This is a genomic window from Kosakonia sp. SOY2, assembly GCF_027109175.1.
GTDB lineage: Bacteria > Pseudomonadota > Gammaproteobacteria > Enterobacterales > Enterobacteriaceae > Kosakonia.
Map to the genome: position 1 here is coordinate 1,175,646 of NZ_JAPVXH010000001.1, position 25,367 is coordinate 1,201,012.

The 25,367-nt window shown below is 55.6% G+C and carries 22 protein-coding genes; 12 read left to right on the plus strand and 10 right to left on the minus strand.

Going from position 1 to position 25,367, the window contains the following annotated elements:
- Positions 1–47 precede the first annotated feature (47 nt).
- Positions 48–1,130 (plus strand): mannuronate-specific alginate lyase, encoded by a 1,083-nt coding sequence (locus O3S68_RS05545; protein ID WP_269230988.1) that lies wholly within the window; start codon positions 48–50, stop codon positions 1,128–1,130.
- Between the two features lie 6 nt (positions 1,131–1,136).
- On the opposite strand, the gene O3S68_RS05550 is transcribed toward O3S68_RS05545, so the two are convergent.
- From O3S68_RS05550 to O3S68_RS05575, 6 genes are read right to left on the minus strand one after another with little or no spacing between them, the layout of a single operon-like run.
- Positions 1,137–1,934 (minus strand): hypothetical protein, encoded by a 798-nt coding sequence (locus O3S68_RS05550; RefSeq protein WP_269230989.1) that lies wholly within the window; start codon positions 1,932–1,934, stop codon positions 1,137–1,139.
- A 57-nt stretch (positions 1,935–1,991) separates the two neighbouring features.
- Complete coding sequence (locus O3S68_RS05555) at positions 1,992–3,143, minus strand: MFS transporter (protein ID WP_269230990.1); 1,152 nt, start codon at positions 3,141–3,143, stop codon at positions 1,992–1,994.
- 3 nt (positions 3,144–3,146) lie between these two features.
- Positions 3,147–3,959: a hypothetical protein gene (locus tag O3S68_RS05560; RefSeq protein WP_269230991.1), complete on the minus strand. Its 813-nt coding sequence runs from the start codon at positions 3,957–3,959 to the stop codon at positions 3,147–3,149.
- On the minus strand, positions 3,946–5,397 hold the full coding sequence (locus O3S68_RS05565; RefSeq protein WP_269230992.1) for a radical SAM protein: 1,452 nt from the start codon (positions 5,395–5,397) through the stop codon (positions 3,946–3,948). Before O3S68_RS05565 ends, O3S68_RS05560 begins: the two co-directional genes overlap by 14 nt.
- The gene (locus O3S68_RS05570; protein ID WP_269230993.1) at positions 5,397–6,671 is read right to left on the minus strand and encodes a glycosyltransferase family 2 protein; all 1,275 of its coding nucleotides are present in this window, start codon (positions 6,669–6,671) and stop codon (positions 5,397–5,399) included. The genes O3S68_RS05565 and O3S68_RS05570 overlap by 1 nt, the downstream gene beginning before the upstream one ends.
- A 22-nt stretch (positions 6,672–6,693) precedes the next feature.
- Complete coding sequence (locus O3S68_RS05575) at positions 6,694–8,052, minus strand: glycosyl transferase family 2 (RefSeq protein WP_269230994.1); 1,359 nt, start codon at positions 8,050–8,052, stop codon at positions 6,694–6,696.
- A 482-nt stretch (positions 8,053–8,534) separates the two neighbouring features.
- Between O3S68_RS05575 and sra the strand changes: the two genes are divergently transcribed.
- From sra to O3S68_RS05590, 3 genes are all read left to right on the plus strand, one after another.
- Entirely contained in the window at positions 8,535–8,672 is a 138-nt protein-coding gene (sra, locus tag O3S68_RS05580) for a stationary-phase-induced ribosome-associated protein (protein WP_016496058.1), read from the plus strand.
- A gap of 189 nt (positions 8,673–8,861) precedes the next feature.
- A complete protein-coding gene (locus tag O3S68_RS05585; RefSeq protein WP_016496057.1) occupies positions 8,862–10,565 on the plus strand; it encodes an NAD-dependent malic enzyme in 1,704 nt (567 codons plus the stop codon).
- Positions 10,566–10,867: 302 nt separating this feature from the next.
- Entirely contained in the window at positions 10,868–12,574 is a 1,707-nt protein-coding gene (locus tag O3S68_RS05590; RefSeq protein WP_269230995.1) for an ABC-F family ATP-binding cassette domain-containing protein, read from the plus strand.
- 206 nt (positions 12,575–12,780) lie between these two features.
- Here O3S68_RS05590 and O3S68_RS05595 read toward each other — a convergent pair whose 3' ends face one another.
- Positions 12,781–13,383 carry an inorganic diphosphatase gene (locus O3S68_RS05595; protein WP_269230996.1) on the minus strand — a complete coding sequence of 201 codons (603 nt, stop codon included), beginning with the start codon at positions 13,381–13,383 and terminating at the stop codon, positions 12,781–12,783.
- A 275-nt stretch (positions 13,384–13,658) separates the two neighbouring features.
- On the opposite strand from O3S68_RS05595, the gene adhP reads away from it, so the two are divergent.
- From adhP to O3S68_RS05635, 8 genes are all read left to right on the plus strand, one after another.
- Complete coding sequence (gene adhP, locus O3S68_RS05600; RefSeq protein WP_269230997.1) at positions 13,659–14,669, plus strand: alcohol dehydrogenase AdhP; 1,011 nt, start codon at positions 13,659–13,661, stop codon at positions 14,667–14,669.
- A 64-nt stretch (positions 14,670–14,733) separates the two neighbouring features.
- The gene (locus O3S68_RS05605; RefSeq protein WP_269230998.1) at positions 14,734–15,168 is read left to right on the plus strand and encodes a glyoxalase; all 435 of its coding nucleotides are present in this window, start codon (positions 14,734–14,736) and stop codon (positions 15,166–15,168) included.
- Between the two features lie 135 nt (positions 15,169–15,303).
- Positions 15,304–16,926, plus strand: coding sequence for a TIGR04028 family ABC transporter substrate-binding protein (locus O3S68_RS05610; protein ID WP_269230999.1), 1,623 nt, complete (start codon positions 15,304–15,306; stop codon positions 16,924–16,926).
- Between the two features lie 11 nt (positions 16,927–16,937).
- Complete coding sequence (locus O3S68_RS05615; RefSeq protein ID WP_045508373.1) at positions 16,938–17,882, plus strand: ABC transporter permease; 945 nt, start codon at positions 16,938–16,940, stop codon at positions 17,880–17,882.
- The gene (locus O3S68_RS05620; protein ID WP_269231000.1) at positions 17,879–18,730 is read left to right on the plus strand and encodes an ABC transporter permease; all 852 of its coding nucleotides are present in this window, start codon (positions 17,879–17,881) and stop codon (positions 18,728–18,730) included. Before O3S68_RS05615 ends, O3S68_RS05620 begins: the two co-directional genes overlap by 4 nt.
- Entirely contained in the window at positions 18,727–20,334 is a 1,608-nt protein-coding gene (locus O3S68_RS05625) for a dipeptide ABC transporter ATP-binding protein (RefSeq protein WP_269231001.1), read from the plus strand. Before O3S68_RS05620 ends, O3S68_RS05625 begins: the two co-directional genes overlap by 4 nt.
- Entirely contained in the window at positions 20,331–21,320 is a 990-nt protein-coding gene (locus tag O3S68_RS05630) for a putative FMN-dependent luciferase-like monooxygenase (protein WP_269231002.1), read from the plus strand. Before O3S68_RS05625 ends, O3S68_RS05630 begins: the two co-directional genes overlap by 4 nt.
- Positions 21,321–21,329: 9 nt before the next feature.
- A complete protein-coding gene (locus O3S68_RS05635; RefSeq protein WP_269231003.1) occupies positions 21,330–22,421 on the plus strand; it encodes an alkylhydroperoxidase domain protein in 1,092 nt (363 codons plus the stop codon).
- A gap of 25 nt (positions 22,422–22,446) precedes the next feature.
- Here O3S68_RS05635 and araJ read toward each other — a convergent pair whose 3' ends face one another.
- The 3 genes from araJ to fdxH form a co-directional block, all read right to left on the minus strand.
- Positions 22,447–23,634, minus strand: coding sequence for an MFS transporter AraJ (gene araJ, locus O3S68_RS05640; protein WP_097406719.1), 1,188 nt, complete (start codon positions 23,632–23,634; stop codon positions 22,447–22,449).
- A gap of 193 nt (positions 23,635–23,827) precedes the next feature.
- Positions 23,828–24,484 carry a formate dehydrogenase-N subunit gamma gene (fdnI, locus tag O3S68_RS05645; RefSeq protein ID WP_269231004.1) on the minus strand — a complete coding sequence of 219 codons (657 nt, stop codon included), beginning with the start codon at positions 24,482–24,484 and terminating at the stop codon, positions 23,828–23,830.
- Positions 24,477–25,361: a formate dehydrogenase subunit beta gene (gene fdxH, locus O3S68_RS05650; RefSeq protein ID WP_016496044.1), complete on the minus strand. Its 885-nt coding sequence runs from the start codon at positions 25,359–25,361 to the stop codon at positions 24,477–24,479. The genes fdnI and fdxH overlap by 8 nt, the downstream gene beginning before the upstream one ends.
- Positions 25,362–25,367: the final 6 nt, after the last annotated feature.

Genomic DNA, 25,367 nt, shown 5'->3' on the forward strand with positions numbered 1-25,367 from the left:
ACACCATGCTATAGTGCTGCTCCCGGTCGTGGAAAACAGGACATAGCATGGTGTTTCTAAGAGCAGTGCTGATCTTCATCTTTTCGGCTGCCGCCCATGGCGCCGATCGTCTTTCTCCTCCCGCCGGGTTTATGCAACCGCCGGAACATCACCCAGCAAAAGCGGTTAACTGCCCCATAGCCCCCGCGCCTTTTACTGGCGTGCTGGATTTTCAAAGTAAATATGCAGGCTCCGACAGCGCGCGTGCCACGCTCAACCCTGAAGCCGACGCCGCTTTCCGCCAGCAAACCAGACCAATTACCGATATGGAGCGCTTTGTCAGCCGCCAGGTCACCGCCTGGGCGCAAAACGGGAACCCGTCGAATGTCGCCTGTGTGGTCAACGCCCTGGCGGAATGGGCCAGCGCGGGTGCGTTAACCGGCGATGCGAAGAACCATACCGGCAGATCAATGCGTAAATGGGCGCTGGCCACCTTCTCTTCTGCCTGGCTGCAGTTGCAATATTCGCCTCAGCATCCGCTGCGCGCTTATCCGGCTCAGCAGGCAAATATTGAGCGCTGGCTCAGCACACTTGGCGATTTAACTCTTAACGAATGGCATGATTTACCGCTGAATAAAGTCAATAACCACAGCTACTGGGCGGCCTGGGCCATTATGGCAACCGCGGTAGTCACGCAGCGGCGCGATCTCTTTACCGACGCGCTGGATATTTACCGTACGGCGATGCAGCAAATTGATCCGCAAGGTTTTTTACCCAACGAACTGCGCCGTCGTCAGCGGGCGTTCTCTTACCACAATTACGCTATCCAGCCGCTGGTGATGATTGCGCTGTTTGCCCGTGCGAACGGTGTCGATCCAGAAGCGGAAAATCACGACGCGCTGCGGCGTCTGGGGGAAGTGGTGATTGGCGGGATAACCGATGCGCAGCCGTTTGCGCAAAAGACAGGCGCGGCGCAGGATGTGTCGTTTTTACAGCACCCGACCAATCTGGCCTGGCTTGAAGGCTGGTGCCAGCTGTATAGGTGTGATAACGCGCTGCGCCAGCGTATCGCGCCCCTGCGCCCGTTGCAAAACACCCGTCTGGGCGGTGATCTCAGCCATCTGATGGCCGCCACCGCCCGACAGGAGTAAGTGAGGTTAACCGGCGTTTCCGGCTATCGCCAGATAGTCCGTATAGAGCTGTGGCGCACCGGAAAATGATGCGAGCGTGCGCCACTCGTCATACATCCGTTCCGTATCCTGATGTGCGGCGACAAAGGCCAGTGATTTTTCCGTGGAGACATCCAGCCCCGGATGAAAGGCGTTCAGCGACGCCAGACTCTCGATTTCCAGCATCACCGCGTACTGATCGAGACGATTACCGCCCTGACCTTTCAGCATGTGGAATTTCCAGCCGGGGTAATCTTCGACGCGGTGGATATTGTCAGTAATGAATTTTTCGAACGTCTGCGGCAGCACGCCCGCGCGCAGGGCGAGGTTGTGGAAACCGACGACGCGCGCCACCGTTTCTTGCCCGGCTTTGGCCTGGTAATTCGGCCCATCCGGCAACGAGCTATGCGTATTTTCCGCCACCAGGGAATAAGTGGTGAAAATGGTCGGCAGCTCGGCAAACGTCGCGAAGGTTTTCCACTCAGCAATCAGCGCCAGCGCCTGCGGGTGTTGCTGCCAGAATTGCTGCGCTTCGGCGGTCTGCTCGCCACTGGCTGTCACATAGCGGGCATACTGCTGCGCATCCGGCGCTTCGTACAGCATCAGATACTCGTTTTCTCGCTCACCGCGCAAACCTTTAAGCAACGTCCAGCGCCAGCCCGGATACGCCGGGAGCTGCACACCGCGCTCGCGGGCGAATTGCTCAAAATCGCCCGCCGTTACCCCTTTTTTCAGGTTGAGGCCAATGTAATGCACGCTAAAAACTGCATGAGATGGGTAATTCATAAAGACTCCTTTCTTTTTTTCAATTTTTCAATTTTCACAACACGGGCGTGCCCGTGGTTAATGGATAATGTTGTGCGCCAGCAGGCTAACCAGCAGCAGAAGCACAATGCCGGCGCTGAACACCGCGCTCAGGCTGAAGTGTTGAGCCATGGCGCCAATCAGCGCCGGGCCGCTCAGCAATCCCGCATAGCCGAATAACGTGACGGCGGGCAGCGCGAAGTGCGACGGCACACCGGGCTGATTCCCCGCGCCGGAGAAAAGCACCGGCACAATGTTCGCCAGCCCCGCGCCAACCAGCACGAACCCGGCAAGAGAGAGCATGGCGCTATGCAGTGAAACCATCACCAGCAACCCTGCCGCGGCACACACTCCGCCGAAGAGCAGCACGCGCACGTTGCCATACGTGTTGATTAAGCGATCGCCATATACCCGCCCCAGCGCTACGGCAATGGAGTAGAGCGTAAAGCCCAGGCCCGCCTGCCGCGCGGGCATCTGCCGTTCGCTGTGCAGGAAAACGGCGGACCAGTCCAGCATCGCGCCTTCGATCAGAAAGATAAAAAAACAGACGATGGCGATGAAAAGCACATGCGGATGCGCCAGTGTTCGCAGCAGGCTTCCTTTCGCGTCGGTTTGTTGCGGGCGTCTGGCTAATAAATGGCCGGATGAAGCCAGCGCGATCGCCAGAATCAGCAGCGCAATCAGTAAAATGGCGTGTCGCGGCGCCACACCTGCCCACAACAACAGGCTGACGCTTCCGGCACCCGCGATGCAACCCAGGCTATAAAAGCTATGGAAACCGGCCATTCTTGCCTGTCCGGATTCACGCTCAACCACCACCGCCTGGCTGTTCATCGACACATCGAGCAGGCCATTTGCCGCGCCGAAAAAGAGCAGAACCCCGCCCATCACGACGGGGGAATCGATAAACAACATTACGGGCAGATCGAGACACAACACCAGGGCGCAGCAGAGGATCACGGCCCGACAGCCAAACCGGCTGATTAAGCTACCGCTGAACGGCATTGCCAGCATCGACCCTGCGGCAATGCAAAACAGCAGCAAACCCAGCGCGCCGTCATCAACGTGCAGCGTGGCTTTCACCAGCGGGATCAGCGGTGCCCACGCGGAGACCGCCAGACCGGCGATAAAAAATATCCCCCGCGTCGCATGCTGTGCGCCGGTATTTGTGGCCGGGTGAGGCGTTGTCATTGGCTACACTCCTTGTCCCTGGCTTTCGGCCACGGCCAGATAATCGGTGTAGATTTGCGGCGATCCCGAGAAGGACGCGAGCTGTTTCCACTCCTCGTACATCTGTTTGGTGTCCCGGTGTGCGCTGGCGAAAATGGCTGCCTGATCGGTGGCAAGATCCGGTTCAGGATAGAAAACATCCAGCGCCGCAAGGCTTGCGATCTCCATCATCACCACATATTGATCCAGCCGGTTGCCGCGCTCGCCTTTCAGCAAGCGGAATTTCCAGTCCGGGTAATCTTCAATACGCTGGTAATTTTCGGCGATAAAGGTCTCGAAGGTCGCGGCTTCGACATCCGGGCGCAGCGCCAGGTTATGGATGCCAATCACCCTGGCTTCCGGTTCCTCTCCCGGCCGCTCTCGATAACGGGGGCCATCCATCACGGTGCTTTTTTTGTTTTCTGCCAGCAGCCGATAATCGGTGTAGATCGTCGGTAGCGCGCTGAATGTCCCTAGTCGTTGCCACTCCCGCAGCAATTGCTGGGCGTGCGGGCGATCGCGCCAGAACTGACGCGCCAGTTCGGTGAGATTGCCGTCCGCGCGCTGGTAACGATCGCGCAGGTCGGCGTTTTCGATTTCATACAACATCAGAAATTGCCCGGCGCGCTCTCCCCGCAGGCCGCGCAGCAACGTCCAGCGCCAGCCGGGATAACAGGGGATCTGGCACCCTTTCTCACGAACAAACTGCTCAAACTGTTCATTGGTGACCCCGGCTTCGGTGTCAATGGCGATGTAATAAAGGCTAAAAACCGGTGTTGATGCGTCAGTGTGTTTCATGCGCGACCTCCTGGCTGTCGGCGAATGTGAATTGGGTATTAATGATCGCTTCCACCAGCGTGACGCCATTTGGCGTAAGCGTGACGTTATCGCCAGTCACGGTGATGAGCGCTTTTTGCGTTAACGTTTCTAACGCACGATGAATAACCGGGTTGCTGAAAAAACTGCGACCGTCGAAGCGCTGGCGGAATTCGCTATCGTTGACCGGGCGCAGAGTGGAGAGGGCCATTTTGAAGGCATTCACTTCGCGCTGAAGCGGTGAAAAACCCTGTTGCGATTCAATGGGTAAGCGCCCTTCTTCCAGCGCCTGGGAGTAGTGTTTGTAATCCGTAATGTTGATCGCCTCCGACTGCGTGCATTTCGAACTGCCGCCAAGACCAATCGCCACTTCCGGATACTGTTTATCAAGATCAGTAATCAGCCCTTTCCACTTCTCCGCAGGCTGGGTGCGCTGATGGAAATACATGGTGGGATGCTCAGTGTACTCATCGGCGAAGTAGCGCTCGATCAGCTCACGCATCTGGTACTGCTTACCGAGCCCCGGAAAGCGGCTGGTCGTCCCTTTTTTCTGCCATAAACTCTGGCGCTGCCCCGATACCCCGGTGCGCTGCTTCATCAATTCCGCCATATGCAGCTTTGTGCAGACGACATGGGAAAGCGCCAGTTCGCGGCACTTCTCCATATCATATTTCACGTCATCGACGCTTTGCCCTGGCAGGCCGTAGATCAGATCCACACTTATCCAGTCGAAACCGACTTCGCGCGCGTTCGCAATCGTCTGTTCGCAGGTTTCCGCGCTATGTTTGCGTCCACAGGCCTCGATAAGCTGGTTATTGAATGACTGGACGCCAAAACTGATTTTGCTGAAACCCAGCGTTTTGAGCAGCTGCAGATAGGCTTTTGTCAGCGTTGCCGGTTCCCCTTCAAAGCGCAGCGTGGCGGCAGAAAAGTTAAAGTTGTTGCGGTAAAACTCAATCAGACGCCGAAGTTCCGCTTCCGGCAGCAACGACGGCGTGCCGCCGAAAACGTTAAATTCGCCCACTTCCGCATGGGCAAGCGCGGGCACGTTTTGCAGCCACAACGTTGCTTCCTGAATGTTCTGATCCACCACCCGGTGAAAAACGGCCCGCGAGGGGGCGCTCTGCGGATTAATGATAATGGTCGGGAACTGGCAGAAATGGCAGCGGTAGCGGCAGGTGGGAATCGACGCCCAGAGATGGATCTGCGCTGCCTGTTTAATGTCGTGTTCCATCTCGCGGAAAAAGGCGTCCTGCGGGTAGTCTTTGATGTCGCCCGGAAACACGTGGCAACCAAAAGGATCCCGGTAGACGTACTCCAGCAAGGTGTGATTTTCCGGCGCCGCCAGAAAGTCGTACACGCGCGGCACCGGGTAGTGCGGGTCGAGATCGTTCAATGAATCCAGAAGTGCGCTGTTCATCAGAAGACTCCCCCGTTGGCAAAGTAGTTATGCGCCATGCCGGACTCGCGATCCTCACAGAAATACCAGACGAAACGCTGGAAATCGCGCTCCTGAACCTCGTCAAAACAGGCTGGCAGCGGCGGCGGGAAACCAATGTCTTCGCCTATCGCGCGGCGCATGGCGCTGAAAATCTCGTCGCGAAATTCGAAATAGAGCCGGTAAGCGGGCGTTTTATAGGCGTGGATGGGCGTGAAATCGATAATGCGTGTTTCGTGTTTGATGGCCTCGATGCGCCGGAACAGGCGATCGGCTACCACCGGACCGAAGAAGTCACGCACGGCGTCGCTGTCTAACAGCAGGTGCGGGTTGAGAAGCACCGGCAGCACAATATTTTTCGGCACGTAATCTTTTATGGAGTAGTGCCAGGCCTGCAACGACTGCGCCGGTGTCGTGTCGCTCAGCGAGGTTTGCTGTCCCCCTTCCGGACGGACATCTTTCATGATGATGATGCCATCCTGTCCATAAGCGACACCGGTTATCACTTCCTGCAGAATGGTGTCCACGCGGCGGCTGTTGATTTCAACATGGGAATCGCGTGCGTAGACAGGTTTTCCGCCCGCGGCGATCACGCGAATACCGAAATCCCAGTCATCGGAAAGGTGCTCGACAAACCGGCCGTTATTGAGCTGGTAAAAGATCTCAATGCCGCCGACTTTGTCGTACATCGTACGTTCAACGGCAAAACCTTTGCCATCCGGGAAGCCGCCAAACAGCGAGAAGGAGACATCGCGGCAGCGCAGCGTTTTCTGGATCTCCGCAAACAGGTTCGGGCGCAGCCGGAAGTCGTTTTCGTTGTAGTAGTAATTACAGGTGCCTAAATCCCCTGCTTCCTCGACCATTTTTTCAATTAGCGTGTGCAGCCACCAGCTGTCCACGGTACAGTCCGCATCGGCCGAAACGATATAGTGCTTACGGTTTATGCCAAGGCGTTTATCACGCGCTTTTGAACGCAGCGAGGCGTAGTCCATTCCGCATTTTCGCGCGGAGGAGACACCCTGCGTGGTTTCCTTGATGATATGAATATCCATTGCCGGATTGAGCCGATGAAAATCCTCTATTTGCGCTACTGAATCGTCGGTGGAATTATTATCCACCACGATCAGCTCCCAGTTATCATGTGTCAGCATGTTATTACGCGTTCTTTGATGAAGTAACGAGACAAGCACAGAATTAATTCTGTCGCTCTCGTTATAAACGGGTAAGACAATCGAAACATAAACATTGTTACGCATATATACTCTCCCTGAGTATTAATTAAGACTCAATGCTCTTACTGTTAAGTATTTTCTTACCAATAAGAAAATTTTGATAAGCCATTTCTGACATTAACGGTTTGTTAGTGATGAGTTTATAAACATTGAGAATAAACTCATCGTCAGGTAAATCATCTTTCTCGGCAGAAATATCCATGACTGGCGCAAAGAAACCATATTGCCCATAAACTTCGTCATAATATTCGTAACGTGTCGAAATGTAACAGCACCGGTGACTAATCGCTTCACCAATCGGATTTCCATAACTGTCGTAATCCCATGACGTCAGAAAAGAGACGACATCACACGAGTAATATAAATCTTCAATGGTGTAGGTATTCATGCCCGGAGGCATGTAACCGTGCTGCAGCCAACCAATAAAGTGTATAAACGGTTCAACCTGTAATGTCCTTGCTAACTCAACCAGCGATTGATAACACTCTGGCGCCTCATGGGGATCGCCTGCGATAACAAGAAATACGTGCCCCTCGCGACCGTGTTGTTGAAATAGCTGGTTGAGTTTTGATACCAGGTAAATATCCCGGTCAAGCCGTTTTTGTGGGATGAGGCGCGTGGTTCGGGCAATCAATATATCATTACAACCTATACCAAGGCTGCGCCGCATATCACTATGACTTCGCGCCTCGCTAAAGTTGTAAGCGTTCTTTTTAACTTTAACTTCAACAGCATAGTTACACCATTCTTCAAGTTTTGCTTTCAAATCCTCATTAAGCGTAACGTAGGTGATATAGGGGGATTTTATGGGTTTGATGGCATATGGGTATGGATAAGCACCATATTTCATCACCGTTTTTTCGCTGTTCCACATTAAATCATGGTCGCGCCAGGTGACGAATTTCTCTAAATCATATCGCTTCCCATATACATCTATTGCAATATATAGGGCCTTTGTATAAATAATATTTTCCGGAAGCGTGCCGTTTTCAACATAAACCGTGCCGATATTGAGTTGCTCCCATTGCAGCACGATTTTTTTTGCCAGTTGGCATGCTGTTTTATCAATCACAGAAAGAATTCTTTCACGTTCCGCTGATGAAACGGTTATTTTCTGACTAATCAATACATTATGCGAGTACTCGATAAAACCGGGGTTGTAGTCAGGTAGGCTGGTAATGTCATTTATTCGTACAAGCGTAAATCCACCTTTATATATAGCATTCTCCCATTCATATGGTTTATTGAATTTGCCTTTATCAATCTTGATGTCGTAACCAAGATCAAGATAAGGCTTAATTCCCTTGTGCACTAACTCTTGTGCTGTTTTGAATGCTTCAACAGTAATTCCTGAAAAAGCAACAGCATCAAAAGAAATAAAAATTACTCCATTTCTAACGTCCATGGAATTACCTCTTTCTCATTGCGAAGATATTTTTTTAATTATTCCATTGATGCTAAGAAAAGCATATTACGGCCTGGGTTTAAAGTGGTTGGTATCGCAATGTTGAAGATAATGTCATTTTTTTACTTTTCGTCACATAAAAAAGCGAAATGATGTTTCATCCGTAATATATCAATTTAATTATTGTAACCATTAAGCAACTTTGTGAAGGCGTTTAAACTCAAGAATATTCTACTTTAATTGAGGCCATTCGGAATTTTTACTCGCAAACCCTATAGTGTGCAGGAATTTAATCTGTTAGAGAGGCTTTATTATTTATCGCGATAAAACCTAAAGGTAACTTTTCTTATTGCACTTTATACCGGGATGTCCGAGGATAACAGTTCGGTATGTTTTTTGTACCGCGCAATGATGAGATTGAATTTCGCCCGGTCAGTCACCGGGCTTGTCCTTGAAACATTGAACTGGATTAAGGAGTAAGCATGAAATCGAACCGTCAGGCACGTCATCTTATGGGGCTGGATTACAAAGTGTCGAACACCCGCAAAGTTGTCACGAAAGACAACCAGGAAGAGACGGTGGTCACTCACCGCTCCGGGCGTCATCGCCGCGCAGGCTGATTTGTCCACCCTCACCACCCCGTCCGGGGTGGTGTTTTATCCCCCCCTCTCCTTGTTATTGCTAAAAATTCAATCAACGAATACCGCGATCGGGAAGTATTTGCTGAAGCGATGCTTTATACTTGCGCCCGCCGCTGTACCTGCCCGTGACTCACCCCCACGGGAGAAAGTTGATCAAGGAGCTGTAAGATGAATGCAAAGCATAATAAAAACCGATCGTTATATATCCCTTACGCTGGACCCGTGTTGCTGGAGTTTCCGTTGCTGAACAAAGGCAGCGCCTTCAGCATGGAAGAGCGCAGCAACTTCAACCTGCTTGGCCTGCTGCCAGAAGTGGTTGAAACCATTGAAGAACAAGCCGAACGCGCCTGGTTGCAGTATCAGGGCTTTAAAACCGACATCGATAAGCACATCTATCTGCGCAATATTCAGGACACCAATGAAACCCTCTTCTATCGGCTGGTCGAAAATCATCTCGAAGAGATGATGCCGGTGATCTATACCCCAACCGTCGGCTGGGCGTGCGAGCGTTTCTCTGATATTTACCGCCGCGCACGCGGGGTGTTCATCTCCTGGCAGAACCGCGCCAGCATGGACGACATCCTGCAAAACGTGCCGAACCACAACATCAAAGTGATCGTGGTGACCGACGGGGAACGCATCCTCGGTCTTGGCGACCAGGGCATCGGCGGCATGGGTATTCCGATTGGTAAGCTGTCGCTTTACACCTCCTGCGGCGGTATCAGCCCGGCTTACACCCTGCCCGTCGTGCTGGATGTTGGCACCAACAACCAGCAGTTGATTAACGATCCGCTCTATATGGGTTCGCGTCATCCGCGTATCACTGGCGATGATTACTACGCTTTTGTGGATGAATTTATTCAGGCGGTGAAACAGCGCTGGCCGGACGCGCTGTTGCAATTTGAAGACTTCGCGCAGAAAAATGCCATGCCGCTGCTGAACCGTTATCGCGATGAAATCTGCTGCTTTAACGATGACATCCAGGGCACGGCGGCAGTCACTGTCGGGACGCTGATCGCCGCCAGCCGCGCGGCGGGCAGCCAGCTCAGCCAGCAGAAAATCGTTTTCCTTGGCGCGGGTTCCGCCGGTTGCGGTATTGCGGAACAAATCATTGCGCAGACTCAGCGTGAAGGGTTGAGTGAAGCGGACGCCCGTCAGAAGGTCTATATGGTTGACCGTTTCGGCCTGCTGACGGACGAAATGCCGAATTTGCTGCCGTTCCAGAGTAAGCTGGTACAAAAACGCGAAAACCTGCAAAACTGGGACACCGGCGCGCAGAATGAAGCCCTTTCCCTGCTGGATGTGGTGCGTAACGTGAAACCGGATATTCTGATCGGTGTTTCTGGACAGACCGGGTTGTTCACGGAAGAGATCATCCGTGAAATGCACAAACACTGCCCGCGCCCGATTATCATGCCGCTGTCGAACCCGACCTCGCGCGTGGAAGCAACGCCGCAGGATATCATTAGCTGGACGGATGGGATGGCGCTGGTTGCCACCGGCAGCCCGTTCTCGCCCGTGCAGTGGAAAGAGAAAACCTACCCGATTGCCCAGTGCAACAACGCCTACATCTTCCCGGGCATCGGTCTGGGGGTTATTTCCAGCGGCGCGTCACGCATTACGGATGAAATGCTGATGGCGGCAAGCGAAACGCTGGCGGAATACTCCCCACTGCTGCTCAATGGCGAAGGGTTGGTGCTGCCGGAGCTGAAAGACATTCAGCAAGTTTCGCGCGCCATAGCCTTTGCCGTTGGCAAAATGGCGCAACAACAAGGCCTGGCGGCAAAAACCTCGGCCGAAGCGCTGAAGCAATCCATTGACGAAAACTTCTGGGAGCCGAAGTACCGCAGCTACCGCCGTACTTCTATTTAATCTCCGCACCCGGCGCCGTGGTGCGCCGGGTTTTTCCCTGCTGGTAAAACATTCATTTCCCCGCTAAACTCCTTTTCACCCATTAACTTACTGAATATAAAAAAGGAGGCTACTTATGCTGTATTGTGAATTGTTTGACTATTCACATGCCTTTGGCGATCGCGCCAGCTCAAGCGTTATCGGTTTCGTGCTGCGATAACTTCGGCTTGAGCGAAGACAACAATCCCTTCCCTTGGGCTTACCAGGTTATCGTCAGCGATTTTTGACGAGGCACGCTTGTGCCTGTAACTCTTGAGTAAGCAATGAGCACATTACTATCTGCACAATCCATCCGTGTTGAAACGGCGTTTGGTCCGTTATTCTCCGATCTCTCCTTCACCCTGAAAAAAGGCGATCGCCTCGGGCTAATTGGCGACAATGGCTGCGGCAAAAGTACGCTGCTAAAAGTGCTGGACGGTTCGCTGTCGCCGCTTTCCGGCAACGTGACGGTGGCAAACCAGTGCCTGCTGGCGCGCGTTGAGCAACATCTGCCCGATGCCCTGTTATCGATGACGCTGCTTGATGCGGTACTGGCACAGCTCCCGTCGACGGAGCGCGACAGCCAGCGCTGGCGCGGCGAAGCATTACTGGCCAGCATGGGGCTGAGTCCGCAGGAAATCGCCTTAATGGCCGCCACGCTGAGCGGTGGGCAACATACCCGCTTGCTGCTGGCGCGGGCGCTTATCCGCGAACCGGATCTGCTGCTCCTGGATGAGCCGGGCAACCACCTCGATCTGCCCACATTGCTGTGGCTGGAACAGTTTCTGCAAAGCTGGTCCGGCAGTTTCGTGATGGTGTCTCACGACGCGGCGTTACTGGATGCGGTGACCAATGGCAGCTGGATCCTGCGTGACCATACGCTGCACAGCTTCGCGCTCCCCTGTAGCGCGGCGCGGCAGGCGCTGGAAGCGCGGGATGAGAGCGATGCCCTGCGTCACAAAGCGGAGCAAAAGGAGATCGACCGCGTTACCGCCAGCGCCAAACGGCTGGCCACCTGGGGGCGCGTCTATGACAACGAAGATCTGGCGCGCAAAGCGAAACAGATGGAGCGCCAGGTTGAACGCCTGAAAGAGAACCAGACCGAACTGACCGAGGGCAGCCAGTGGCGGCTGGCGCTGCATGGCGAGGAGCTCAGGGCGGACCGTCTGCTGGAGATGGAACAGCTCGCTGTTCCGCCTGCGCCCGGATTACCGGACTTGTTCCGGGTGCCGGTTGCGCGGCTGAAAAGCGGCGATCGGGTCGCCATTGTCGGGCGTAACGGCTGCGGGAAATCCTCGCTGCTGCGTCTTATCTGGCGGGCTTACCAGCAGGAAAGCGCATCCGGGTTGCGTCTGCATCCCCGGCTGAACGCCGGTTACTACGACCAGACGCTGCATCAGTTGCCGGATGACGCCACGCTGTTTGACGCGCTAGAGCCGTTTGCCCCCACGCCACAGGATCGCAAAATGGCGCTCATCAGCGCCGGTTTTGCCTGGGCGCGTCACGGGCAACGCGTGGCGACACTCAGCGGCGGTGAGCGCTCCAGGTTATTGTTTGTCGGTCTGTCGCTGGCGCGCTTTAACCTGCTGATGCTGGATGAGCCAACCAACCATCTGGATATGGCAGGCAAAGAGGCGCTGGCGCAAACGCTGCAACAGTTCAGCGGCGGTGTGTTGCTGGTCAGCCACGACAGATCGCTTATCAGCAGTAGCTGTAACCGCTTCTGGCTGGTGGAAAACGGTGAGCTGAGCGAATGGCATGATGCTGAGGCGGTGTTCGAACGCCTGCGCGAAAGTGTCCGCCACGAGCAGACAGCGCCGGAGGCGCTTAGCGTCGCCGCTGAGCCAGAGGATATTGATGCCCTTCTGGAGCGTTTAATTAAGCTTGAAACCCAACTGGCAGAAGACCTGGCGCGTAAAGCGAAGCACCAGAAACCGCAACTTCAGGCGCAGTGGCGCGAGGAGATTGCCCGCCTGCAACAACGGTTGTAGTACCACAGCAAACAGGCGCCTTACGGCGCCTGTTTTTTAACATTAGCCTGTGCTGCGGGTTAGCAACAGGTGCTGGTTTATTCTTTTCGCGCGGAGGAGACACCCTGCGTGTCCTCGGATCGACATCATGCAGAACCGGCAGAGACTTTTTAGTGAGGACGTCACTCAAAAAGCGCAACCCATGTCAGCGGTAGGCAGGCGGTTTCTTACTGCTGCGGTTTTTTCGCTTTCCAGGCCTCCCATGCCTGTTTGATTTCCTGCTTTGCGGTTGCCGCGTCGTTAAAACCGTTCAGCTCCACTTTTTTACGTCCGTCCGGCAACTGTTTGTAAACGCGGAAGAACGCTTCCAGCCGTTGCTGCTCGATTTTAGGCAAATCGGTGATGTTTTTAATGTCGTCATAGGTCTGGTCGATTTTGCTGGCCGGTACGGCAACAATTTTGTCGTCCGTTTCGCCGCCATCAATCATTTTCAGCACGCCAATCGGGCGCAGTTTAATCAGCGTTCCCGGTGCCAGCGGCGCGCGGGTATAAAAAATCACATCCAGCGGATCGCCATCCCCCGCCAGCGACTGGGTGAGCGAGCCGTAGTTCGCCGGGTAAGCCACCGGCATAGACTGGAAGCGGTCAGCCACGATAAAGCCGGTTTTGGCGTCCGTTTCATACTTAATAATGCCGCCCGCCGGGATTTCCGTTACCGCGTAGAACTCTTCCGGGTTATTTTCCGGCTGCGGAAACGCAAGAATATTGTGTGCCTGAACCGAGGCGGATAAGAGAATGCTGACGGCCAGCAGTTTTTTCACCAGATGCATTGTTAATCACTCTTTTATTATAGAAAGCAGCAATTTGGCGGCAATTGATGACAGTAGCATGACATTGATGCTGCGAAATCTATAACCTTATTAACAGCGTGGTTACTGATTATTTACCCTACCTAAACCAGGGGAAAGGCGCTGAAAGTATTACAGCATGTTGCCCTGCTCTTGAATGTCCCTCCTAAACCATTAATTCTAAAGACGTATATTACGGATGAAGCCATACGCCACACCCGGATCTCAGTTCCATGCCTCATCACAGGAGAAACACCATGAAGGCTGCTGTTGTTACAAAAGATCATCAGGTTGAAGTAACTCAAAAAACATTACGCCCGCTGAAACATGGCGAAGCGTTACTGAAAATGGAGTGCTGTGGCGTTTGCCATACGGACTTGCACGTGAAAAACGGGGATTTCGGCGACAAAACCGGTGTGATCCTCGGACACGAAGGCATTGGTATTGTCACCCAGGTGGCCGAAGGCGTGACCTCGCTGAAAGTGGGCGATCGCGCTTCTGTGGCGTGGTTTTTTCAGGGCTGCGGCCACTGCGAATATTGCAACAGCGGCAACGAAACCTTGTGCCGTGAGGTAGTAAACGCGGGTTACACGGCCGATGGCGGCATGGCGGAAGAGTGCATTGTGGTCGCGGATTATGCGGTGAAAGTGCCGGACGGTCTGGACTCCGCCGCGGCCAGCAGCATCACCTGCGCGGGCGTAACCACCTATAAAGCGGTGAAAGTTTCGCAGGTTAAACCGGGCCAGTGGATTGCTATCTACGGCCTCGGCGGGCTGGGTAACCTGGCGCTGCAATACGCCAAAAATGTGTTTAACGCCAAAGTCATCGCCATCGACGTAAATGATGAGCAGCTTAAACTCGCTGCCAGCATGGGCGCGGATCTCACCATCAACTCGCGCAGCGAAGATGCGGCAACAGTGGTGCATGAAAAAACCGGCGGTGCGCATGCCGCCGTAGTTACCGCAGTGGCAAAAGCGGCCTTTAACTCGGCTGTTGATGCCGTGCGTGCCGGTGGGCGCGTGGTGGCCGTGGGTCTGCCGCCAGAAGCAATGAGCCTCGATATTCCGCGCCTGGTGCTGGACGGCATTCAGGTCGTTGGTTCGCTGGTCGGTACGCGTCAGGATCTGCACGAAGCTTTCCAGTTCGCCGCCGAAGGCAAAGTGGTGCCGAAAGTGGCGCTGCGCCCGCTGGAAGATATCAACGCCATCTTTAAAGAGATGGAACAGGGCCAGATCCGTGGTCGTATGGTGATCGACCTCCGCCATTAATCACCGGGCATTGCCTATAATCGGGGGGCATGACTGCCCCCTTTTTTCTGACACAGAGGTGTTTATGATCCCCACTATCCCCGGGCTTGAAGTGCTGTTTATCGCCGGTTTCGGCCCCATCCCGCAAAACGTTGCCGACAGCCAGGCGTTTTACCAGCACACCCTTGGGCTGCCGTTGAAACCGATGGAGGGCGCGAGCGATTACCTCGTCGCCGATCACGATGCGCTCGACGGCGCAAAACATTTCGCCCTGTGGCCACTGCATCACGCCGCCGCGTCGTGCTTTGGCGCAGAGAAATGGCCAGATTCCCACCCCGTTCCGCAAAGCTGGGTTGAATTTGAAGTGCAGGATTTGGCTACCGCTACCGATGTGTTGGTCAACAAAGGGTATCAACTGCTGGTTGCTAACCGTCTGGAACCCTGGGGGCAGAGCGTCACGCGCCTGCTTGCGCCTGAAGGGATACTGGTCGGGCTGACCATTACGCCCTGGCTGCGTTAACGCGCTGTCTTAGCGGGGCGTGCCCCGGTTTTGCGCTTTTCTGAAATGCTTATCTCAATTCCTTTGTTCCCTTGTTATAGCGCGCACCGGATGATGAATCCGACGTTAAGACAATAGATAACAAAGGAATTCACCATGCACATCCCTTTTCGCTTGCCGCTGCTGACGGCGCTGATAACGGCCGCTTCCGTTCAGAGCTGGGCGGCACAGACGCCGGTTAAAGGTGGCACGCTAATTTATCTTGAGCAGCAGGCGCACACCAATTTATACCCTCCAGCCGGGGGTTTTTACCCCAACGGCGGCATTCTTAATCAAATCACCGACAAGCTGACCTGGCAGAACCCCAAAACATTGCAGGTGGAGCCGTGGATTGCAGAAAGCTGGAGCACCAACGCCGATAAGACCGAATACACCTTTAAAATTCGCCCGGGGGTGACCTTTTCCGACGGCACGCCGCTTGATGCCAACGCGGTAGCGAAAAACTTCGACACCTACGGCCTTGGCAACAAAGCGCAACGCCTGCCGGTATCGGAAGTGATCAATAACTACGATCACAGTGAAGTGATCGATGCGCAGACCGTTAAATTCTACTTTAAAAAACCGTCGCCGGGCTTCTTGCAAGGCACCGCTACCATTGGCTCTGGTCTGGTATCGCTCAGTACGTTACAGCGTAACTTCGAACAACTGGGCGACGCGCGGCAGATTATTGGTTCCGGGCCGTTTGTCGTCAGCGATGAAAAACTGGGGCGTGAAGTCACCCTCACCGCGCGTAAAGATTATCAGTGGGGGCCGAAAAACCTTACCCAGCAAGGCCCGGCGAATCTTGATGGCATAAAAATTATTGTCACCCCGGAAGACAGTGTGCGCATCGGCGCGTTGCTGTCGGGTCAGGCGGGCTTTATTCGCCAGGTGCAGGCATACGACGAAAAGCAGGCCACCGATCAGGGTTTCAACATTTATGCCGCGCCGACACGTGGCGTGAATGACAGCATAAGTTTCCGCCCCGATAACCCGCTGGTTGCCGATGTGCGGGTCCGCCAGGCGCTGCTGCACGCCACCAACGCTAAACAAGTTGTCGATACCCTTTTCTCGCCGAATTATCCGCAGGCAACCTCTGTGATTGCTCATTCAGCCGCCGGTTACGTCGATCTGCGCGACAAACTGACATTCGATCCGGCGAAAGCGAAGCAATTGCTGGACGACGCGGGCTGGAAAACAGGCGCGGACGGTATTCGCAGCAAAGACGGACAACGACTGGCGCTGGCAGTGTATGAATCCTTGCCGCAGCCGCAAAACAAAGAGGTGCTGCAACTGGTGGCGCAGCAGTGGCGACAGGTTGGCGTGGCGTTGAGCGTAAAAGCCGGCGATGCGGGTAGCCATACGCTGGATAACCTCGACCCGCTGAAAACACCACTCACTGTTTCCGAAGTCGGGCGTGCCGATCCGGATGTAGTGAAAAGCATGTTCTATCCGGCAAACCGCGACGCGCTGCTGCAAAAAGGTGGCTCCAGCGACAAGGTGAAAAATTTCCGCGACGACAAACTTAACGACCTGCTGGTGAGCATTTCCGCCGAAGTGGATGGGCAAAAACGTCTGCAACTCACCGGTGACGCGCAGCGTTATCTGCTGGATAACGCTTATGTGATCCCGATTTTTGAAGAGCCGCAGGTCTTTGCCGGCGCGCCATGGCTAAAAGGCGCAAGCTTTGAAGCCGTAGGTCGCCCGTCGTTCTACGGCGCGTGGATTGAAAAACACTGAGGAGGCAGGCGATGAGCCACTATCTTCTGCGGCGCGCCGGGCAAGGTCTGCTGGTGTTATGGGCCGCGTTTACTCTCTCCTTCGTGCTGCTTCAGGTGCTGCCGGGCGACGCGGTGCTGATTAAGTTTCAGAACCCGGATCTGGGCCTCAGCCCGACGCAAATCGAAGAGATGCGCGTGGCCTATGGCGCAAACAGTCCACTCTGGCAGCAATATTTTCATACGCTGCTTGCCATGGTGCGCGGAGATTTTGGCTATTCGGTGCAAGCGGGTGTGCCGGTTAGCGAGCTTATCGCCAGCAATTTGCCGGACACGCTCCAGCTGGCGCTCCCCGCCTTTGCGCTCGCGGTAGCACTGGCCTTCACGCTGGCGTTTGCCTCCCGACTTCCGGCGCTGCGCGGGCTTAGTAATGCGATTCAGTCTGTTCCGGTGCTGCTGATCTCCTTACCGACATTCTGGCTGGGGATCGCGCTGATTCAGCTGTTCTCATTTCACTGGCGGTTGATCCCGGTGATTAACCCTTCGCCACTACAGGGGCTGATCCTGCCGATTATTACCGTTGCCATTCCGATTAGTGCACCGCTGGCGCAAATTTTCATGCGCAGTATCGATCAGGTTGCCGCGCAACCCTTTGTTGCGGTAGCACGCGCGAAAGGCTTTAGCGAAACCGGCGTGCTGTGGCGGCATGTGACGGGCAACGCCCTGCTGCCGGTGCTGAACATTGCCGGGTTGCTGCTGGGTGAATTGATTGCCGGGGCGCTAATTACCGAAACCGTGTTTGGCCGTTCCGGCTTAGGCCAGCTTACTCAGCAGGCGGTAAATAATCAGGATATCGCGGTGTTGCAGGCGGTGGTGATGATCTCCGCGCTCGGCTTTGTGCTGATCAACCTGCTGGTTGATTTACTGATGCCGTGGTTTGACCCGCGGCTGCAAACCGTTAGCGGAGGGGCGTTATGAGCCTGGTTGATTACGCCATCGCCGCACGCAAGCGGGTTCCTGTCTGGTCGGGTTTGCGCTGGCAGCCAGGATTATGGCTGGCGTGGACGGTGATTATTCTGGCGGTTCTGGCCGCGTTATTCCCTGTGTTGTTTACCGCGTATAGCCCGACAGAAGGTATCGCCGGCGCGCAGCGGTTGGCGCCACAAACCGGTCACTGGCTGGGCACCGACCAGCTAGGACGCGACCTGTATGCGCGCATTGTTTATGGCGCGTCGCATTCCCTTTCGGCTGCGTTGGCGGCGGTGGCGATGGGGTTGATTGTCGGCACGCTGACCGGCGTTATCGCCGGAGCGCTTGCCGGACGCGTCGAATCGGTACTGATGCGTCTGGTGGATGTTCTGCTCTCAATTCCTTCGTTGTTGCTGTCGCTGACGGTCATTATTTTGCTTGGCTTTGGTACGGTGAACGCGGCAATTGCCGTCGGCGTGGCTTCGGTCGCCAGTTTTGCCCGCCTGTCGCGCGGCGAAGTGGTGCGCATTCGCCATACCGATTATGTCGAAGCGGCCAGAGGCAGCGGCGGCACCTTTCTGGCCGTGCTGTGGCGACACATTTTACCCAACTCGCTCACGGCGGTACTGGCGTTCGCCACACTGCAATTCGGCCAGGCGATCCTCGCCCTTTCCACCCTCAGTTTCCTCGGTTACGGCACCCCGCCGCCGGTGCCGGAATGGGGCTTACTGATTGCGGAAGGACGCAATTATTTATCCACTGCCTGGTGGCTGACGACCTTCCCGGGTGTAGTCGTGGTTGTGGTGGTGCTGGCGGTAAACCGCATCAGCCGCCAGTTTAGCGGAGGCCGCGCATGACAGTGTTATCGGTAGAAAATTTACGCGTCAGTTATCGCACCGGGCGAGAATGGCGCGAAGTGGTGCATCAGGTCAGTTTTACTCTCCAGCGTGGTGAAATGCTGGCATTTGTCGGCGAGTCGGGTTCCGGTAAAACCACCACGGCGCAGGCGATTATTGGCCTGCTCGCTGAGAATGCCCGGCGCGACAGTGGCAACATTGTGCTTAATGGCGAAGTGATAAGCCAGTGGTCGGCCAGGCGGCTGAACAGCTTGCGCGGTGCGCGCATCAGTCTGGTGCCGCAGGATCCGGGAAATTCGCTCAACCCGGTCAAAACGATCGGTGCGCAGGTGGCGGAAGTGCTCCATCTGCACAGCAAACTCACTGCCCGACAGTGCGACGCGCAGGTGCTGGCATTGTTGAGCAAAGTGGGACTTAGCCATCCAGAGCAACGCATCAAACAGTATCCGCACCAGCTTTCCGGCGGCATGAAACAGCGTGTCCTGATCGCCATGGCTATCGCTCTGCAACCGGATGTGATTATCGCCGACGAACCGACCAGTGCGCTGGATGTCACCGTGCAGAAACGCATTCTCGATCTGCTGGACGTGCTACGCCGCGAATCCGGCACGGCAGTGCTGTTTGTGACGCATGATTTGGCGCTGGCCGCCGAGCGCGCCGATCGGCTGCTGGTTTTCCGTGACGGCGACATTCAGGAACAGGGTAAGACGGCGGATATTTTGCGCGCGCCGCAGCATGCCTACACCCGCCAGTTGCTCAGCGATGTGCACGGGCAATCACTGACTATCGCGCCGGTTTCCGGCCAGCCGCACTCCTCACCGGCAATCCGTTTGCTGGATATCGATAAACGCTTTTCGCTCGGTAAAGGCCACACGTTACAGGCGCTTGACGCCGTGAGCTTTGAGGTACGCCGCGGCAGCACCCACGCACTGGTGGGCGAATCTGGTTCCGGTAAAACCACGCTGGCGCGCATTCTGCTGGGCTTTGAACAAGCGGATAGCGGCAGAGTGATCATTGATGATATCGATGCCACGCAGTTGCGCCCGGAGGCGCACCGGCAACTGCGGCGCAAAATCCAGTTCGTTTATCAGAACCCTTTCGCCTCGCTCGATCCGCGCCAGACGCTGGCGCAGATTATCGAAGAGCCGTTAAAGAACTTTGAGCGCATTGAGAAAGCGGAACGCATGGCGCGCGTGGAGGCCGTTGCCCGCCGGGTCGCGCTGCCGCTGTCGCTACTTGAACGCACGGCGCGGGAGCTTTCCGGCGGGCAACGTCAGCGCGTTGCGATTGCCCGCGCACTGATCCTTGAGCCAGCCATTCTGGTGCTGGATGAGGCCACTTCTGCGCTGGATGTCACGGTACAGGCGCAGATCCTCGCCCTGCTTCAGCAATTGCAGCAGCAACTGGGTCTGACTTATCTGTTTATCACCCACGATCTGGCGACCGTGCGCCGTATTGGTCACAGCGTCACGGTGCTGCGTAATGGTCGCGTTGTCGAACACGGTCCGGTTGAGCAACTGTTTGCCGCGCCGCAGCACGACTATACCCGCGAATTAATCAACGCCATTCCCCATTTTTCACCCGCTACGGAGGAGTTCGCATGACGCGAAAACGCCTGGGCTTTTTTACCCGTCTGCTTGATAACGCCGCGCCGAAAGAGCGCTACCGGCTGGCGACGGAACAGATCCGCCATGCCGAACGCCACGGTTTCGATACGGCGTGGATTGCGCAGCACCATTTCCATGAGCACGAAGGCGGTTTACCGTCGCCGCTGGTTTTTCTGGCGCACGTTGCCGCGCACACTGAACGCATTCGGCTCGGCACTGCCATCATCACTCTGCCGCTGGAAAACCCGCTGCGGGTGGCGGAAGACGCGGCGGTGCTGGACTTGCTCAGCGACGGACGGCTGGAAGTGGGCTTTGGCTCCGGCGGGACGCCGACATCCTTTCTGCCGTTTGGTCTGACGATTAACGAACGTGCGACAGCCTTTGCCGATGGTCTGCATCTGATCCAGAGTGCGTGGCGCGGGGATTCGCTCACTCACCCGGATAACCACCTCTACCCGCCTGCGCCGCAGCTGGCGGAGCGCGTGTGGATCGCCACCTTTTCGGTTGAAGGGGCTATCCGGGCAGCGCAAGGCGGTCACGGATTAATGCTGTCGCGCACCCAACCGCGTCCGGCCGATGAACCCTTCCTGCCGCTGGATGCTATCCAGAACCCGATGATCGATGCCTACCTTGCCGCGCTGCCATCCGGTGCAGCACCGCGAATTCTCGCGTCGCGCACCGCGTTTGTTGCCGACAGCGTTGATTACGCGCTTCACGTCGCAGCACCGGGCCTTACGAAGCAAGCGCAGCAGCACCGCGCGGCGGGCTATCGCGTAAATGGTGACAACGTCACTGATTATATTCAGCAATTTGATGCCCATATCGGTGATGCGAAAACCGTTCTGGATTCGCTCAGCAAAGACAGCGTGCTGGCGCGCGCCACCGATATCTCTTTCCAGGTGCATTCGGTCGAACCTTCGCACCAGGACACCCTGCGTTCCATCGAACTGATCGCCGGGCGGATCGCCCCGCAGATTTTATAAGGAGTGGTTATGGCGTTTACTCAGGACATTCTTGCCGAACTGGCGGAGATCGCTCCCGGCTCTCCTGTGGCTCAGGCGCGTGACACGCGTGATGCCGCAACGCAGCATGCGCAAGGCAGTTACCAGGCGCTGTTTGATATTCAGGAAGAGGCGTTCACCGCCGATGAGCGCTATAGCGTGGCGGCGAAAGTGGCGAAATGGCACAACGCCAATGAGCTGGCGGCACACTACGCCGGTTTTGGCCTCGCCGACCCGACTTCGGCACGCTTAACCCCGGCGCTGGAATTCGCCCGCTTACTGACTTTTTCGCCGGTGAAAGCGACGCCTCAGGCGCTCAACACACTGGTTGCCGCGGGCTGGAAGAAAGAGAACATTGTCACGCTGGCGCAACTGGTTGCGTTTGTCAGCTTCCAGAGCCGGTTACTGGCCGGATTGCGGCTGTTAAACGGAAAAACGGTAGCTGACAGCGATATTCCGGTGGTGGCCGGTGCCTGGCACACCAGCGCGAAAACGCAAAGCGGCAAAGCCGCGCCGGTACAATTTACGCAACAGGAATTAGGCTGGGAGCCGTGGCTGGCGGCAAAACCGCTGGCGGAATTCACGCCTGACGAACAGGCGATCCTGGCGAAGTTTGGCCATACGGATTCCGACTATTTCCGCCTGCTGGGCCGTAACCTGCCGGTGCTGGAGCAGCGCACCTTAACCGATAAAGGCATTTTCTATACGCCGGGTGGTTTACCGCGTGCGGAACGCGAGCTGGCGGCCACCGCGGCCAGTAAAATTAACGGCTGTATCTACTGCGCTTCGGTCCATGCGCGTAAAACCAGCCAGTTATCGAAGGATGATAATGCCGTGGAAACCTTGCTGGCCGTGCAGCCGGGCGGGATTTTGAGCGAGGGACAATCGACGCGCTGGCAGGCAGAAATTGATGCCGCTGCCGCGCTGTCGGTAACGCCGCCTGCGCTAACGGTGGCGCATCTGGAAAGACTCAATGCTCAGGGGCTGGATACCTTGCAGCAACTGGATCTTATCCAGTCTGCTGCGTTTTTCGCATGGGCGAACCGCTTGATGTTAACGCTTGGCGAGCCGTATTTGCCGTGAGTGATTGACCCGGTGGGCACAAGGCTCACCGGGTGGAGGATGAATGCTGAACAGCCTGTTGCGGTTGATGCTTTGTTTTTCGGTGACCATAGATCAGAAGCGAGGTCATGGCGGCAAACGTCAGCACCGCCGCCGGTAACGTCAGGTAGCTGTAAGTGAAACCAAACGCAATAATCAACCCGCCAAACCAGGCACCGACTGCGTTGCCGAGGTTAAACGCCATCTGTCCCCCCGCCGCACCGAGCATTTCACCGCCCTTCGCATTTTGCAGCAGCATGATTTGCAGCGGCGCAGAGAGCGCAAACAGCCCGGCGCAGCAGACAAAACCAAGCGACAACGCCCCCACTTTGCTTTCACCGGCGACAAACAGCGCCAGCATCGCCAGCATAATCAGTAATTCCGTTACCGCCGCGATGCGCACTGGGCTGAATTTCACCGAAAGCCTGCCGCTGAACATATTGCCCAGCACCATGCCGAGCCCCATCAGCATCATGATCAGTGTCATCGCGCTTTCGCTGAAACCGGAAACATTGACCATAAACGGCTTCACATAGCTAAACCAGGCGAATACACCCGCGTTGCCAAACATGGTGGCGGCAAAAATCAGCCACGGTTCTGGTTTTTTCAGGAAGTGAAACTGCTCGCTCAGGCGGCTTTCGCTGGTATCAAACAGCGACGGCACCCAGGCAATCACCGAGACGATCACCAGCGCGAAAAAGACGGCGATCAGCAAGAAGGTGTAGCGCCAGCTGAACGCGTGTCCGATCCACGTGCCGAGCGGAATGCCAATCAGATTGGCGACGGTCATTCCGGCGATCATCCCGGCTACCGCCATGGTCACTTTTCCCGGCGGCGCGATTTTAGAGAGGATTATCGCCCCCACGCCAAAAATCGCCCCGTGCGGGAAACCGGAAATCAGGCGCGCGATAATCAGCATGGTGTAGGAGCTGGAGAAGGTAAAAATGGCGTTACCGACGAGACACAGCGCCACCAGAAACAGCAGCGTGTTTTTCAGCGAAAAGCGGTTCGAAAAGAGCGCCATGATCGGTGCGCCAATCACCACGCCAAAGGCGTAAGCGGAGATCATGTGCCCCGCCGAAGGAATTGAAATGCCGACATTGTTCGCGAGTTCGGTCAACACGCCCATAATGCCGAACTCCGCCATGCCCAGACCAAAGGTCGCAAGTGCCAACGAAAAAACGGTTTTTTTCATACCACTAACCACTTGTTAAAAGTTTGCGACAGGCATTATTGACTATTCATGCCACAGCGACCAGTTGAAATGGCCGGGCTGACATATAAATCCATGCATTCGGGCAGATTAATGAATAAAGCGCAAAAGGGGGAAACGCAGGTGTGAGGAAAGAAAAAACCGCTCCGAACGGTTATCCGGAGCGGTTTGCAGATTATTTAATGCCTTCGGTGCTCTCTTTTTTCGCTTCCAGACGCTCCACATCGCGATACCAGCGCGGGTGGTGTTTCTGCGCCCAGCGGCGGCTCACTTTCCCTTCAATCATCCCTTTGATGGAGCCTTTCACCCAGAACGCCATATACATATGGATCAGGATAGCGTGCAGCAAAATGATCGCCGAAGTGGCGTGCAGCAGCAGGCTGTAGCGGATCACCTGAATCGGGAAGTAGTGCGCAAAGTACGGGCGCCAGATAACCACTCCGGTTACCAGCAGCACAAAAATCATGCTCATGATTGACCAGAACATCATCTTTTGCCCGGCATTGTATTTGCCGACTTTCGCCACCTTGTGCTCGTTGCCTTTCAGCACTTCGACAATGTTTTTCAGCCACGGCAGATCCTGCTTGTCCGGGATGTTGTGATGCACAAAACGCACAAACATAAACATCAGCGCGAGGAAGACAACCACGCCAAAGAACGGGTGCAAAATGCGCCCCATCTGCGGCGTGCCGAAAGTTTCCGTCAGCCATTGCAGCGTCGGGAAGAAAAACGAAATGCCGGACAGCGCAACCAGGAAAAAGCAGATCACCACCGTCCAGTGACAGGCGCGGTCGATAAACGTGGTGCGCACAATCATTTTTGACTTACTCATGGTGCTCCTCTTCATCGTCGTCCACCTCTTTGTTCGGCCCGATGCCGATGTAGTGGTAAATCAGCCCGGCGAAGGTGGCGAGGAAACCCGCCGCCGACAACGGCTTCAGTACCCCTTTCCACAGGTTGACCGAGGTATCTATCTGCGGATCTTTCGGCAGGTTGTGGTACAGGCCCGGCTGATCGGCATGATGCAGCACATACATCACATGCGTACCGCCCACGCCCTGCGGGTTGTAGATGCCCGCACTGGCGTAACCGCGCGCCTTCAGCTTTGCCACGCGCTGCTCGCCAAGCTCGAGCATTTCGGCTTTGGTGCCGAAATGGATAGCGCCGGTCGGACAGGTTTTCACACACGCGGGCTCCTGGCCGACGCTGACGCGATCGACACAGAGCGTGCATTTATAAACCCGGTTATCCTCTTTGTTGAGGCGCGGCACATTAAACGGACACCCGGCGATGCAGTACCCGCAGCCGATACAGTTCTCCTGCTGGAAATCGACAATACCGTTGGCGTACTGAATAATCGCCCCCGCCGACGGGCAGGCTTTCAGACAGCCCGGTTCCGCGCAGTGCATACAGCCATCTTTACGGATCAGCCATTCCAGTTTGCCGTTCTGTTCGGTTTCGCTAAAACGCATCACCGTCCAGGATTTAGCGCTCAAATCGGCCGGATTATCGTAAACCCCGACGCAGTGCCCCACTTCATCGCGAATATCGTTCCACTCCGAACAGGCCACCTGGCAGGCTTTGCAGCCCACACAGGTGGAAACGTCGATAAGTTTGGCGACTTCCGCTTTGTAATCACGCGCCCGCGGGGGCGGCGTGACCGGGTTGGTGGCGGAGCGTTTCAGAATGTCCTGCGTTTCCATAGCCATTATTTC